Raw genomic sequence first — 13,722 nt, 5'->3', positions numbered from 1 at the left:
GCGAACCTGCACTGCCCGAAAGTGTGAATACCCCTGATGCCACGGCGTGTCGCGGACGCCGGACCCGCACCCTTCGACGTCAGGAACGGTGTGTCGGACAGCAGGGGGCGGATGTGGCGAGGCGGCAGTGGCCGACGGAGTTAGGGGACCGGGCGCGCTACCTCTTCGACAGCACGCTGGCCCGCAGCACCGGCGCGCTGCTGGGCTGGCTGAGCGCGTGCTGTCTCGCGGTGGTCGTACCCGTCAGCGCGCTGCTGGTGTGGACGGACCCGAAGGCTCCGCGATCCCTGTCGGGGCGGCTCACGGACGTGTGGCGTACCAGCGCGGAGACCCTGCGCCTGGGCGGGATGACCGGCGCGCCCCTGCGGATGCTGCTGTCCGCGCTTCTCGGCCTGATCGCCCTGCTGTGCGTCTCGACGCTGGTGGGCGTGATCACCACAGGACTCGGCGACCGGCTGACCGAGCTGCGGCGAGGCCGATCGACGGTGCTGGAGCGGGAGCACGCGGTCGTGCTCGGCTGGTCGGACCAAGTCTTCACCGTGGTCGGCGAGTTGATCGCCGCCCGGGCCGGCCGGGGCAGGGGAGTGGTCGCCGTGCTCGCCGACCGCGACCCCGCGGAGATGGAGGCGCGGCTGCGGGCCTCGCTCAGCGTCCGGGGCAGGGCGCGTCTCGTGTGCCGTACCGGATCGCCCACGGACCCCCAGGCTCTCGCGCTTGTGGCCCCGTCGTCGGCCGGCTCGGTGCTGGTGCTGCCGACCGAGGACGCCGACGCGGACCTTCAGGTCGTACGCGTCCTGCTGGCCCTTCGAGCACTGTTCGCCGGACAGGAGCCGCCGCCCGTGGTGGCCGCGGTGCGTGACCCGTGCTACCTGTCGGCCGCGCGGCTGGCGGCCGGGCCGCGCGGTACGGTCCTGGAGTCAGACCTCACCACGGCCCGCCTGCTGGTGCAGGCCTCCCGACGGCCCGGGCTGCCGGCGGCCCTGCGGGACCTGCTCGACTTCGAGGGAGCCGAGTTCCACGTCATCGACGCGTCCGACTTGGCGGGACTGCCCTTCAGGGAGGCCGCGCTGCGCTTTGAAGCGGCTTGTGTGGTGGGGTTGTTACGGGCCGACGGGCAGCCCCTGCTCGCGCCGCCGGCGGGGACGGTCCTCGCGCCCACGGACCGGCTCGTCGTCGTCGCGCACGACGACACCGACCTCCCGTCCTCCGACTGCCGCGAGCACGTCGATCCCACCGTCTTCGCGCCGGCCGCCCCGCGCCCCGCCAGGCCCTCACGCACGCTGTTGCTCGGCTGGAACCGCCGTACGCCCCTGATCGTGGACACCCTGCGCCGGACCGTCGAGCCGGGCTCCGTCCTCGACGTGGTCGTCGGCCCGGACGACGCGCCCCCGGAGGAGCAGCCCGCGCACCCCGCGCGACTCGACGTCGTCTTCCACATCGCCGACCCGGTGCACGCCGAGACACTGCGCGCCCTCGACCTGTTCGGCTACGACAGCATCGTCGTGTCGGGACCGGACGCGGACGCGGGCCCCGAACGACCCGACGACCGGACCCTGTTGACCCTCCTCATGCTGCGGTCACTGGAGGAGGAGGCGGGCCGGGCGCTGCCGGTGGTGGCGGAACTGCGCGACCACCGCAGCCGTCCGCTCGCCCCCTTGGGCCCGGCCGCCGACGTGGTGGTGCGGGGCGAGCTCACCGGTCTGCTGATGGCGCAGATCTCCCACAACCCGGCGCTGGCCCCGGTGTTCGAGGAGGTTTTCGCTCCCCGAGGCAGCACGCTCGCCCTGCGCCCGGCCGCCGACTATGTGCGGCCCGGCTGCGAGGCGTCCTTCGCGACGGTCGTGGCCGCCGCACTGGAGCGCGGCGAGTGCGCGGTCGGCCATCGCGGCCACGGCGGGGGCACCGCGCGCCGCGACGACGGGTTCCGGCTCGGCCCGCGCAAGACCGACCGGCGCGTGTGGAGCGCCGACGACGAGATCCTCGTACTGATCCCGGCCGCGGGCACGCACGACACCGTGGCCGGTGGACTCGACGGCGTGCCCGGGATGCGGCGGGCGCGCGAGGTCGGCGACTCACCGACCGGCGTACCGCCAGCCTGACGCAGGCGCTCCGTCAACGGTCTCAGTAACCGAGGCTCGTCGTGTAGGCGCACTCGGTGTAGATGTAGCCCGGCGTCAGCTTGGCGGTGTCCGAGGCCGGGGACTTGCCGAGCCCGGTCTTGGACTTGTGGACGAAGTAGGTGGTGCCGGCGGGCAGTCGGATGGTCTTCTGCGGGTAGTTCTTGCCGCTGTCGCTGCACGGTTCCGAGGCGGAGCCGAGCGAGGTGAGCAGCGACGAGTAGGTCGAGCAGCTGCCGCAGGCCTTGAGGCTGAAGCTCCCGGTCACCGGTCCGGTGTACATGACGGTGATGTCGTCGGGGCTGTCGTTCTTGACCGTGACGGTGATGCTGCCGCCCGAGCGGGTGGTCGGCAGACGCTTGCCCGCCGCGGGCACCGTCTCGGCGACCTCCGCGGCGATGGCTATCTTCCGGGCGCGAGCGCGGTTCGCGCTGCCGGGGTTGTCCTCGATGAACTTGTTCATGGAGGTGATGGCCTCGCTGAAACTGCCGTCCCTGTACTGGTCCACACCGCAGTTGTACGTGCCCGACGCCGCACCTCGGTCGGCGCGGTCGGCGTTCCTGTCGAGAGCGTCGGAGAGTTCGGCCTGCGTCGCGGACACGCCACGGATCTGTGTGGAGAGGGAGTCCAGGCGCTGGACGGCCTCACACGGGTCCTTGCCGCTCACGGCCTTGACCGCCTTGCCGACCTCTGCGGCGATCGCGGGCTCGACCTTCTTCGCCTGCTCGGAGTCCGGGAACGTCGACACCAACTCGCCGAACTGCGCGGGCCAGTTGGCGCTGTTGCTGCTCAGCGCCGCCGTCGCGCACTCGTAGAGCGAGGTGGCCAGCCGGTCGTCGGGCCAGGTGGACAGGGACCCGAGGGTCTTCTTGTCCATCGTCCGCGGGACGGTACGGAGGTACTTCAACGGCGGTACGGCCCCGCAGTAGTCCTGCTCCGCGTAAGGGGCGGCGACGGTGTTGTAGTAGCTCTTGAGGAGGACCGGCACACGCGCGGCGGCACGGGACGCCGGGTGGTGCTCGGTCAGCCCGTGATAGATGGTCAGCGCCCGGGAGTACTCCGGCCGGCCCACTTCGAAGGACGAACGGGCGCCGCCCAGACTGACCAGCTCGTTCGCCTGGTCCAGCCGGTCCAGGAGCATCTGCTCGGTGGCCTCGTCACGCGCGTCGTCGTACAGCACGACACCCCCGGCGGGGACGGCCAACAGCACGATGCCGAGCCCGGCCGCGACCAGGGGGTTCGGCGGCCACGCCAGCCGGGTGCGCAGACCGAGCAGCGCACCGTGCGCGGCGGCCGCCAGCAGGAGGATCAGGTACAGCGCGACCAGCGCCCCCGGGACTCCGTTCGGGTCCGCGGGCAGTGCCACGAAGAGCAGGATCGCGGTCGCGGCCAGGCACGCGATCATCAGGCCCCAGCGGCGGACGAGGGCATACCCGAGTCCGAGTCCGCTGAGGTTCAGGAACGCCACCGCGAAGGCGCGCCACGGGTCCGCCGGTGCGGATGGCGGAGTGGGTGGCGGTGCGGTCGGCATGGGTGGGACGACGAAATCCGGACGTGCTTCATGATCCCAGGACATGACGGCTCCCCCAGTCAATCACGCCTGTATTTCCCTGAGTTGACAGTGTACGGCCAGTGCCGATACGAGGACAGAGGGTAAATCGAAAAGGGGTACGGGTCCGCCGCCGCCGGTGGTTCATCCCGGAGCAGGAGTCGCCGACGTGGCTACTTTTCTTTATCGACTGGGCCGACTGGCCTTCCGGCGGCGTGGTTACGTCGCCCGGATGTGGGTGGCGGTCCTGGCCGCCGTCGGACTGGGGGCTCTACAGGCACCGGGTGCCTCCGACGAGGACTTCTCGATGCCGGGCATCGAGTCCCAGAAGGCGTACGACCTGATGCAGGAGCGGTTCCCCGGCGCCGCAACGGTGAGTGTCCCGACCGCGCCCGAACGCCCTGCGACCGCGCCCCGCCGCCCTGGTCCTGTTCACGCCTTCGAAGGGCCCGTGCGTCCAATCGGCGCACGCCCGGTGCTCAGGCGCGGGACACTGTGTCCGTGTCGTACCACCTACCGCCCGTTCTTCCCGGATTCGTCGGCCGTCAGCGCGAGTTGACCGCCCTCACCGATGCCCTCCGTGAGCACCGCTTTCTCTCCCTGACCGGGGCCGGAGGTGTCGGCAAGAGTCGGCTGGCGCTCCAGGCCGCCCACGAGTTCCGTGAGGTGACGGGCCGCGAGGTGGCCTGGGCCGATCTGTGGCAACTGCCCGACGACCGGCTGCTGGTGGCCACCGCCGCCGACGCGCTCGGTTTCGCCGACCACACCCCGGCCGTCCCCCTCGACGCCTTGAGCGGGTGGCTCGCGGAGGAGGATCCGCTGCTGGTCCTGGACTCCTGCGAGCACCTGCTGGACGGGTGCCGGTCCCTGGTCGCCCAACTCCTGCGTGAATGCCCGCGGTTGAGCGTGCTGGTGACCAGCAGGGAGCCGCTCGGCCTGCCGGGTGAACGGGGCGTCGCACTGGGCCCGTTGCCCTTCGGGTCCGATGCGCTGAGCCTGCTGGAACGGCTGGCCGAGGAGGCCGGCCGACCGCTGGCGGACACGGCGGACATGGTGGCGGCGGCCCGGCTGTGCGCGCGTCTCGAAGGCATCCCGCTGGCGATCGAGCTGGCCGCGGGTCGGCTGGCCGAGCGTGACATCCACCAACTGGGCAGCGAACTCGGCCAGTTGCTCGACCTCAAGACCCCGCAACCGAGGGGCGGACCGCGCCGGCATCAGGCGCTGCGGACCACCATCGGCTGGAGCCACGAACTCTGTGCTCCCGCCGAACGCCTGCTGTGGGCGCGGCTGTCGGTGTTCCGAGGCGCCATGGACGCCGACGCCGTACGCGCGGTGTGCGCGGGCGGTCCTCTCACTCCCGAGGGGGTGGAGAAGGCGCTGGCCGGGCTCGTACGCAGATCTGTTCTCATGCGCTCCCGGGACCGCTACCGCATGCTGGACACCGTCCGTGAGTACGGCCGGATGTGGCTCGACGCCCTGGGGGAGTCGGACCGGACCGCCGACCGGCATGCCCGCCATCACGCGCGGACGGCGTGGCGGGCGGACCGGGCCTGGTTCGGCGTCGATCAGGTGCACTGGTACCGGTGGATCAGCGCTTCCCATGTCGACCTCTGCACCGCGCTGGACCACCTGCTGGCGGCGGACCCCGAAGCGGCCGTGGAGATGGCGGGGCACCTCGGCTTCTTCTGGAGCTGCTGCGGTCATCTGCCCGAAGCCGCCCGGTATCTCGAAGAGGCGCTGCAGTCGTCCTCCGCGCCCGGTCCGGCCCGCAACCGAGCGCTGTGGGCGCTGGGGGTTGTGAGAGTGCTGCGTGGTGAGCACGACGCGGGGCGCGAGCTGGCCCACGCCTGCCGCCATCAGGCCGAGCGGACCGGGGACGCCGACGCCGTGCTGCGGGCTGCCTATCTGCTCGCGCTGACCCACCTGCTCGGCGGCCGGCCGCTCGTCGCCGAGCACGTCGTGGACACGGGCCTCGCGCAGGTCGGGGGAGCACCCGCCCTCGCGGCCCCGCGGGCGATGTGCCGCTTGGCGCGCGTCTTCGCGCACACCGCCCGCGGACTCCTGGACCGTGCCCGTGAGGGCGCCGAGGAACTGCGGCGGGAGTCGATGGAACGAGGGGAGTGGTGGACCCGTTCCTACGCCGACTACCAGCTTGCCCTCATCGCGTTGTTCGAGGACCGCGCCGACGGCGCCACCGCCCACGCCACCTCCATGCTGGAGGGCAAACTGCGGATCGGTGACAGCTTCGGACTCGCCCTCGGCCTCGATCTCCTCGCGTCCTCCCTCGCCGCCCAGGGCGCGGCCGAGCGCGCCGTCGCCGCGCACACGGCCGCCGAGCGGTACTGGAACGCGGTCGGCCACCCTCAGCGCGGCACACCGGAGCTGGGCCCGGTCCGGGACCGGTACGAGGCGACCGCCCGTTCGCAGCTGGGCGACGCCGGCTACGACGAGGCCACCGCGCGCGCGATGCTGCGCGGACCCGGCGCGATCACGCGGGAACTCCTGGGTCGTACACCTCCGGGGCGGTGACCCTCCAGGCCCGACCGGCCCAGAGGTGGGGAAATCTTTGCCCGTGGCCGATTTCCGATGAGGCCGACCCGGCGATACCGGACTTCGCGGGTTTCGCGCATGCAAAGTGAGGCTGAAAACGCCGGGTGGATCGGGCTGCCCGTGTTACGTCCGTGTTGACCGCCCCTGAGGGGGCGGCGCACTCTCGCACATGGATGGCGAATACACCTTGTTTGCTCGTGGGGCGTGATCGCCTGCTGGTATGCGCAGGTGGGAGCACGTCCCGTGGCGAACCCGGAGCGGGAGGCAACGTATGTGCGGCATCACCGGCTGGATCTCCTTCGACCGCGACCTGCGCACGGAGGCCGCCACATTGGATGCGATGACCGAGACGATGGCCTGCCGCGGCCCCGACGACCGCGGTGCCTGGATGCGGGGGCCGGCGGCCCTCGGGCACCGCAGGCTCGCGATCATCGACCTGCCCGGCGGACGGCAGCCGATGAGCGCCGACACCCCGCACGGGAGCGTGGCGCTCGTCTACTCGGGAGAGACGTACAACTTCACCGAACTGCGCCACGAACTCACCGGCCGCGGCCACCGGTTCACGACCGACTCCGACACCGAGGTGGTGCTGCGCGGCTACCTCGAATGGGGTGACGGGATCGCGGAACGGCTCAACGGCATGTACGCGTTCGCCGTTTGGGACGGCCGGCAGGACAAGCTGGTGATGATCCGCGACCGTATGGGCATCAAGCCCTTCTACTACTACCCGACGTCCGACGGTGTCCTGTTCGGCTCCGAACCCAAGGCGATCCTCGCCAACCCGCTGGCCCCGGCCCGCGTGACGCTCGACGGGCTGCGCGAGCTGTTCACCATGATCAAGACGCCTGGGCACGCCGTCTGGGACGGCATGGCGGAGGTCGAACCCGGCACCGTCGTCACCGTCGACCGCTCGGGCCTGCACCGCCGTGTCTACTGGGAGTTGGAGACCCGGCCGCACACCGACGACCGCGACACCACCGTCGCCACGGTCCGCACCCTGCTCGACGACATCGTCCGCCGCCAGCTCGTCGCCGACGTGCCCCGCTGCACCCTGCTCTCCGGCGGCCTCGACTCCTCCGCCATGACCGCGATCGCCGCCCGTCAACTGGGCGAACGCGGCGAGAAGGTGCGCAGCTTCGCCGTCGACTTCGTGGGCCAGGCGGACCACTTCGTCGCCGACGAACTCCGCGGCACCCCCGACACCCCGTTCGTCCACGACGTGGCCCGCACCGCGCACACCGAACACCAGGACATCGTCCTGGACGCCCAGGCGCTCGCCGACCCCGACATCCGCGCGAAGGTGATCCGGGCCCGCGATCTGCCCGCCGGGATGGGCGACATGGACGCCTCGCTGTACCTGCTGTTCCGGGCCATCCGCGACCAGTCGACCGTCGCCCTGTCCGGCGAGTCCGCCGATGAGGTCTTCGGCGGCTACCTCCAGTTCTTCGACGAGGAGGCCCGGCGCGGCACCACCTTCCCCTGGCTCGTGCGCTTCGGCCGGCACTTCGGCGAGGACGCCGGGGTCCTGCGCCCCGACCTGCTCGCCGCACTCGACCTGAGCGGATACATCGCCGACGGCTACCGCACGGCCGTCGAGGGCATCCAAGGCCTCGACGGCGAGAGCGACTTCGAGTACCGGATGCGCCGGATCTCCCACCTCCACCTCACCCGTTTCGTCCGGATCCTGCTCGACCGCAAGGACCGCGCGAGCATGGCCGTCGGCCTCGAAGTGCGCGTCCCGTTCTGCGACCACCGGCTCGTCGAGTACGTCTACAACGCGCCCTGGGCGCTCAAGTCCTTCGACGGCAGGGAGAAGAGCCTGCTCAGGGAGGCGACCGCCGACGTGCTTCCGCAGTCCGTGTACGACAGGGTCAAGAGCCCGTACCCCTCCACCCAGGACCCCAAGTACGCGGCCGCGCTCCAGGACCAGGCCAAGGATCTCCTGGCGCGGCCCGCCCACCCGGTCTTCGACCTCGTCGACCGCGACCGGCTGCACCGCGTCGCCCACCGAGAAGAGCCCGTGAACACCCAGGCGGAACGGCGCGGTCTGGAGCGCACGCTCGACCTGGCCCAGTGGCTGGACATCTACCGCCCGGACGTCAGGACGGCCTGAGCCGCATTCCGGTTCCCCGTCCCCACCCTGACAGTTCACAGGATGTGGCGCTTCCCCTTCGCTGCCAGGGTGGGTCACCGGCGAAGAACGAACGGAGGAGCCGATGTCCACCTCACGACTGCTCACCTCCCGGCTGGGGGCCGCGGCCGGTACGGCCGTGCTGCTGGCCGGTGCCGGACTGTTGGCGGCCACCCCCGCCCAGGCCGCGCCCCGCGCCTGTCCGGGTGCCGGACCGGGGGATCCCGCGCGCTGCGCCCAGGTGATCGGCATCGATCCGGGCTCGTCCCTGGTGATGCGCACCGCCCCGCGCTACAGCGCCGGCGCGGTGGCCCGCTGGGGCAACGGCCAGTGGCTGGAGCTGGATTGCTGGACCACCGGCGACCCGGACGCGGACGGCCACGGCTACCGCTACTGGATGCTCGTCTCCACCGGCAGCTCCAGCGGCTACGTCAACGACTGGTACCTGGACAGCGGCGGCCCGGCCACCTGGAAGTCCCAGATCCCGCAGTGCTGACCCGGCCGTCCCGCGAAAGGAAAGAAACACCCGTGAACAGCAAGTCCCAGCAGTCGGTACGGTCCCCGCGCCGTCCCCGCGCCCTCGCCGCGGCGGGAGCCGTGCTCGCCGTCGCCGCCACCACCGTCCTGACCGGAGCGGGTCCGGCCGGTGCCGCGATCCACGAGTGCAGCATCTCCGGCGACCGGGCCAAGTGCGCCTACGTCACCGGGATCGACGCCGGATCCGCCCTCGTCGTCCGCACCGCCCCGCGCTACAGCGCCTCGCTGTCGCCGGTCTTCGGCCGCTACCACAACGGCGACCAGCTCGGCCTGGACTGCTGGACGACCGGCGACCCGGACGCGGACGGCCACGGCTACCGCTACTGGATGCACGTCGACAACGGCATCGGCGACGGCTACGTCAACGACTGGTACCTGGACACCGGCGGTCCCGCCACCTGGAAGTCCCAGATCCCGCAGTGCTGATGACATGAACGACCCGTGGGCCCCGGCGAGTCGACCGCCGGGGCCCAGTGGTCTGTCAGCAGGCGCCCTCGTCCTGCCAGGGACCCCACTCGGCGGCGCCGGGTGTCTCGTTCTGGGTCCACCACTTGGCCTTCCAGTTGTGGTGGTTGTAGGAGACCTCGTCACCCTGCACGTAGACCGAGGCCGAACCCCACGCCGTCTTGCACCCGGTGGGGGTCGGCGTAGGCGTCGGGGTCGGGGTCGTGGTGGGCGGGGTGACGCCGGCGAACTTCACCGAGTACTTGGCGAAGTCCCAGGCGCTCTGCGCCACGCTGGAGCAAGTGCCGGACGTGACACCGCCGTTGTCGGGCGTCGCGCACTGGCGGTCCCGGTTGAGGGACTAGAAGGTGAAGCGGTCCATGTTGTGCGAGGTCGCGAAGTCCAGCACGGTCTGGAAGTCGTTCTGGGTGAAGTACTCCCCGGTGTCGCTGCGCCCGTTCATGCCGGAGAAGCCCTCATGGGCGTACGCGGTCGCCGAGTCCCAGCCGAACGTGGACTGAAGGATCGCGTTGAAGTTGGTGAGTGCGCTGGTCTGCGAGGCCGCGCCGTTGAAGCCGCCGTCGAACGGCATGATGGAGAAGTTGTTCGGGGTGAACCCCTGCGACTTCGCCTCCAACAGCATCTGTTTTCCGAACCAGCCCGTCCCGTCCGCCGTGCCGGCCGTGGTGACGGAGACGTAGAGCCCGGGGTTGTTCTGCTGGAGGATCTTGGCGGCGCCGATCTCGTTGTGGATCGCCGCCGTGTTCTCGTACTCCGGCTCCTCCAGGTCGAAGTCGATGGCGTGCAGGCCGTACTTGGTGATCACCTGCTGGTACGCCGCCGCCGTGGCCGCCGGGTCCGAGCAGGCCTGGCCGAGCTTCGTGCCGCCGTACCCGCCGATGGAGACCGACACGTCGCCGCCCTTGGCGCGGATCGTGTTGACGACCGACTGCACCGCGGTGTCGGAGGAGACCGATGCCGTACCGCCCCAAGTCGGCGAGCAGCCACCGCCGTTGGGGGCGAGGACGAAGGCGAGCTGGAAGGCCTTGAGGCCGGTGGCGTCCATGATGGCGGACGCGTCCGGCGGGTTGTTGTCGAGCGGCATCAAGTACGGGGCGGCGGCGTACCAGCGGTTGCTCAGCGCGGTCGTCGCGCCCGAGGCGTTGGTCGCGACGAGAGCGGTCGTGGCGGCCGCGACCGTCGTGACCGCGGCGGCCGCGCCCAGACATGCCCGAAGACGTCTCACTCTGTGCCTCCAGTGGAGAAGTGGGGGAGTGGGGGAGGTCCCAGGGTGATGAGGGTGAGATGACCACGTCAACGGAGTGGCCTAGACCAAACACTTCTTTGGACTAGGCCATGCAACTCCTTTACCCGGAGCCGGTTTTGGCCCGCCCCACCCGCGCCCGGCGCGTGGCCGTGAAAACTCCGTTGCTTGCGTCAAAGTGAGCAAAGGTCTCCGGATTTCTCAATGTCGCTGCACGGGGGTTGTCCGGACATTAGGTCGGGTCCTAGGGTCGCCGTCAGACGCAAGCGCTTTCTGCACGTCGATCGCCCTGTCCGCGGGCTGTCAGAGGAGTAACCGCATGACCGCACGCCCCGTCCGCCGCAGAGTCGCCGTGGTCGGCACCGGCTCCATCGTCAGCGGCAGCCACCTGCCGGCGCTGCGGGCCCACGCCGAGCGAGTGGAGCTGGTCGCCGCCGTCGACGTGGACCAGGGCAGACTCGACGCCTTCCGGGAGCTCGCGGGCGCGGAGGTCGCCGGCCACACCTCGATGGACGCGATGCTGGACGCCGTACACCCCGACCTGGTCCTCATCGGCACCCCGCCCTCCCTGCACCGGGAGCAGACGGTGGCCGCGCTCAAGACGGGCGCCTGGGTGCTGTGCGAGAAGCCGCTGACCCTGTCGCTTGCCGAGTACGACGAGATCGCGGCGGCCGAGGAGGCGTCGGGGGCGTACGCCTCCGTGGTCTTCCAGCACCGCTACGGCTCCGGCGCCGTCCACGCGCGCGAGCTGATCGCGAGCGGCGAACTGGGCGCCCCGCGTGTGGCCCACTGCCAGACCACCTGGCACCGCGACGAGGCCTACTACGCCGTGCCCTGGCGCGGGACCTGGGCCAGCGAGGGCGGCGGCCCGACCATGGGGCACGGCATTCACCAGTACGACCTCCTGCTGCACCTGCTGGGTCCGTGGACGGAGATCCGCGCCATGGCGGCCCGCCTGGTCCACGACACCGAGAGCGAGGACGTCTCCACCGCCCTCGTGCGCTTCGAGAACGGCGCCCTCGCCACGGTCGTCAACAGCGTGCTGTCACCCGACGAGGTGAGCCGCATCCGGATCGACTGCGCCGACGCCACCGTCGAACTCACCCATCTGTACGGACACCGCAACGAGGACTGGGTCTACACCCCGGCCCCGCACGTGGCCGCCGAGCGCGCCGCCGCCTGGCGCACCCCCACCGCCGACGTGCCCAGCTCGCACACGGCCCAGCTCGGCGCCCTCCTCGACGCGTACGACAACGGTGTCAGGCCGCCCGGCAGCGGCCCCGACGCCCGTGCCACCCTCGAATTCGCCGCCGCCCTCTACAAGTCCGCGTTCACGGGACAGCCCGTGCGCGCCGGCGAGATCGCGCCGGGTGACCCCTACTACCCGGCGATGCACGGCGACCACCCCCACTGGGCCCCCAAGGAGCGCGCATGAGCATCCGCGTCAGCCACGTCCACGGCGACCACATCGCCGTCGCGGCCGCGAACGGCACGGAGATCCTCCGCTACGTCTACCGACCCGACCCCGAGGCCTTCGAGGCCCGCAAGCCGTACGCGCATCCGGTGCGCACCCTCGCCGGGCGCACGGTGACCGGGTACCGCCCCAAGGACCACCGCTGGCACAAGGGCTTCCAGATGACGGCCAGCCACCTCTCCGGCCAGAACTTCTGGGGCGGCAACTGCTATGTGCACGGCGAGGGTTACGTCCCGCAGCCCGAACGCGTGGGCTCCATGCGGCACGACGGCTTCCCGGAGTTCGCAGTCGACGACGACCGGCTCGCCTTCACCGAGGAGCTGACCTGGGTGGAGCACGGCGGCGCCGAATGGGCGCGGGAAGTACGGGAGTTGGTCGTCCACTCCGTCGACGAGGAGGCGGGTTCCTGGGCCTTCGACTGGTCGATCCGGCTCACCAACGTCCGCGCCGAGCCCCTCGTCTTCGGCTCCCCGACCACCGAGGGCCGTGAACTGGCCGGCTACACCGGCCTCCAGTGGCGCGGCCCGCGCGACTTCACCGGCGGCACGGTCTTCGGCCCCGACTCCGACGGCGGCGCCGAGAAGTTGATGGGCAGTCAGGGCCCCTGGCTCGCGTACACCACTGATCACGACGACGTCGACGGCCACTCCACCATCGTCTTCGCGCACGCGCCCGAGAACCTGGACGGGTCCGCGATCCACGAGTCGCACTGGTTCGTGCGCTCCGAGCCGTTCCCGACGGCCGCGTTCTCCTGGGCGTTCTTCGAGGAGTTCGAGCTGCCGCCGGGCGAGTCCTTCGCGTTCCGCTACCGCGTGGTCGTCGCCGACGGCGCCTGGGACCACGACAGCGTCGACGCCCACTTGAAGGGCCTGCCGTGGTGAACGAGCCCAAGCCCACGCTCCCGCATCCGCTGCCCGGCGCCGTCGGCCTGTCCCATCTGAGCGCCTACGACTGGGAGGCCGCCGACGGCGTGTGCGGCGGCAGCCCGCATCTCCACCTGGTCTGCACCGAGGCGTACGTCGTCACCGGCGGCCGGGGCGCCGTGCAGACGCTCAGCCCCGACGGCTACCGGGACATCCCCCTGGAGGCGGGCTCCGTCGCCTGGTTCACCCCCGGCACCGTGCACCGCATGGTGCAGGGCGGCGATCTGCGGATCACCGTGCTCATGCAGAACAGCGGGCTGCCGGAGGCCGGGGACGCCGTCTTCACCTTCCCGCCCGAGGTGCTCGCCGACCCCGAGCGGTACACGGCCGCGGCCACGCTCCCGCCGGGCACGGGCGAGGACACGGCCGCCGCGGCCCGGCGGCGCCGGGACCTCGCCGTCGAGGGCTACCTCGCCCTGCGCGAGTCGCTCGAAGCCGGCGACAACCGACCGTATGGCGAATTCCAGCGCGCCGCCGCCCAGTTGGTGCGGGCCAAGGTGCCCGCCTGGCGCGAGCTGTGGCGGGCCGGTGCGCTCGCCACCGCCGAACGCACCGGCGCCCAACTGGATGCCCTCGCCGACGGCGAGCCGGCGTATCTCGACCGGGCGACCGCGTATGAGACCGCGCCCACCCGGCTCGGCGGCTTCGGCATGTGCGGCCGACGCGACGAGTACAACCTGCCCGGGACGACGCTGCCGTACCAGGGCGCATGACATGACCGGGGGACACGGGG

General features: G+C 71.4%; 10 protein-coding genes and 1 pseudogene. 9 read left to right on the top strand and 2 right to left on the bottom strand.

Annotation, left to right across the window (positions count from 1 at the left end):
* The first annotated feature begins 113 nt into the window (after nucleotides 1-113).
* Nucleotides 114-2,099 carry an NAD-binding lipoprotein gene (locus tag ACIP6U_RS30570; protein WP_401724370.1) on the top strand — a complete coding sequence of 662 codons (1,986 nt, stop codon included), beginning with the start codon at nucleotides 114-116 and terminating at the stop codon, nucleotides 2,097-2,099.
* Nucleotides 2,100-2,121: 22 nt separating this feature from the next.
* Here the strand turns inward: ACIP6U_RS30570 and ACIP6U_RS30565 are convergent, their stop codons facing one another.
* Nucleotides 2,122-3,648 carry a hypothetical protein gene (locus ACIP6U_RS30565; RefSeq protein ID WP_401724369.1) on the bottom strand — a complete coding sequence of 509 codons (1,527 nt, stop codon included), beginning with the start codon at nucleotides 3,646-3,648 and terminating at the stop codon, nucleotides 2,122-2,124.
* Nucleotides 3,649-3,835: 187 nt separating this feature from the next.
* On the opposite strand from ACIP6U_RS30565, the gene ACIP6U_RS30560 reads away from it, so the two are divergent.
* The 5 genes from ACIP6U_RS30560 (at nucleotide 3,836) to ACIP6U_RS30540 (ending at nucleotide 9,310) form a co-directional block, all read left to right on the top strand.
* Nucleotides 3,836-4,225: a hypothetical protein gene (locus tag ACIP6U_RS30560; RefSeq protein WP_401724366.1), complete on the top strand. Its 390-nt coding sequence runs from the start codon at nucleotides 3,836-3,838 to the stop codon at nucleotides 4,223-4,225.
* Nucleotides 4,168-6,195, top strand: a complete 2,028-nt coding sequence (locus ACIP6U_RS30555) for an ATP-binding protein (RefSeq protein ID WP_401724363.1) — start codon at nucleotides 4,168-4,170, stop codon at nucleotides 6,193-6,195. The genes ACIP6U_RS30560 and ACIP6U_RS30555 overlap by 58 nt, the downstream gene beginning before the upstream one ends.
* A 292-nt stretch (nucleotides 6,196-6,487) precedes the next feature.
* The gene (gene asnB, locus ACIP6U_RS30550) at nucleotides 6,488-8,329 is read left to right on the top strand and encodes an asparagine synthase (glutamine-hydrolyzing) (protein WP_401724362.1); all 1,842 of its coding nucleotides are present in this window, start codon (nucleotides 6,488-6,490) and stop codon (nucleotides 8,327-8,329) included.
* A 103-nt stretch (nucleotides 8,330-8,432) separates the two neighbouring features.
* Nucleotides 8,433-8,843 carry a hypothetical protein gene (locus ACIP6U_RS30545; RefSeq protein WP_401724360.1) on the top strand — a complete coding sequence of 137 codons (411 nt, stop codon included), beginning with the start codon at nucleotides 8,433-8,435 and terminating at the stop codon, nucleotides 8,841-8,843.
* Nucleotides 8,844-8,875: 32 nt separating this feature from the next.
* Nucleotides 8,876-9,310, top strand: a complete 435-nt coding sequence (locus ACIP6U_RS30540) for a hypothetical protein (RefSeq protein ID WP_401724357.1) — start codon at nucleotides 8,876-8,878, stop codon at nucleotides 9,308-9,310.
* 55 nt (nucleotides 9,311-9,365) lie between these two features.
* Here the strand turns inward: ACIP6U_RS30540 and ACIP6U_RS30535 are convergent.
* Nucleotides 9,366-10,574 (bottom strand): annotated as a pseudogene (locus ACIP6U_RS30535) (chitinase).
* A gap of 337 nt (nucleotides 10,575-10,911) precedes the next feature.
* Here ACIP6U_RS30535 and ACIP6U_RS30530 point away from each other — a divergent pair.
* The 3 genes from ACIP6U_RS30530 to ACIP6U_RS30520 are packed head-to-tail and all read left to right on the top strand — an operon-like array spanning nucleotide 10,912 to nucleotide 13,702.
* Entirely contained in the window at nucleotides 10,912-12,027 is a 1,116-nt protein-coding gene (locus ACIP6U_RS30530; protein WP_401724355.1) for a Gfo/Idh/MocA family protein, read from the top strand.
* The gene (locus ACIP6U_RS30525; RefSeq protein WP_401724354.1) at nucleotides 12,024-12,947 is read left to right on the top strand and encodes a PmoA family protein; all 924 of its coding nucleotides are present in this window, start codon (nucleotides 12,024-12,026) and stop codon (nucleotides 12,945-12,947) included. Before ACIP6U_RS30530 ends, ACIP6U_RS30525 begins: the two co-directional genes overlap by 4 nt.
* The gene (locus ACIP6U_RS30520) at nucleotides 12,941-13,702 is read left to right on the top strand and encodes a cupin (protein WP_401724351.1); all 762 of its coding nucleotides are present in this window, start codon (nucleotides 12,941-12,943) and stop codon (nucleotides 13,700-13,702) included. The genes ACIP6U_RS30525 and ACIP6U_RS30520 overlap by 7 nt, the downstream gene beginning before the upstream one ends.
* Nucleotides 13,703-13,722 lie beyond the last annotated feature (20 nt).

It is taken from the genome of Streptomyces sp. NPDC088794 (assembly GCF_044750545.1).
GTDB lineage: Bacteria > Actinomycetota > Actinomycetes > Streptomycetales > Streptomycetaceae > Streptomyces.
This window is presented reverse-complemented; position numbering and strand designations above follow the sequence as displayed.

Bases quoted from the DNA above. Each gene is read 5' to 3' on its own strand.
- ACIP6U_RS30525 (WP_401724354.1), top strand. From the start codon at position 12,024: ATGAGCATCCGCGTCAGCCACGTCCACGGCGACCACATCGCCGTCGCG.
- ACIP6U_RS30530 (WP_401724355.1), top strand. From the start codon at position 10,912: ATGACCGCACGCCCCGTCCGCCGCAGAGTCGCCGTGGTCGGCACCGGC.
- asnB (WP_401724362.1), top strand. From the start codon at position 6,488: ATGTGCGGCATCACCGGCTGGATCTCCTTCGACCGCGACCTGCGCACG.
- ACIP6U_RS30545 (WP_401724360.1), top strand. From the start codon at position 8,433: ATGTCCACCTCACGACTGCTCACCTCCCGGCTGGGGGCCGCGGCCGGT.
- ACIP6U_RS30565 (WP_401724369.1), bottom strand. From the start codon at position 3,648: ATGCCGACCGCACCGCCACCCACTCCGCCATCCGCACCGGCGGACCCG.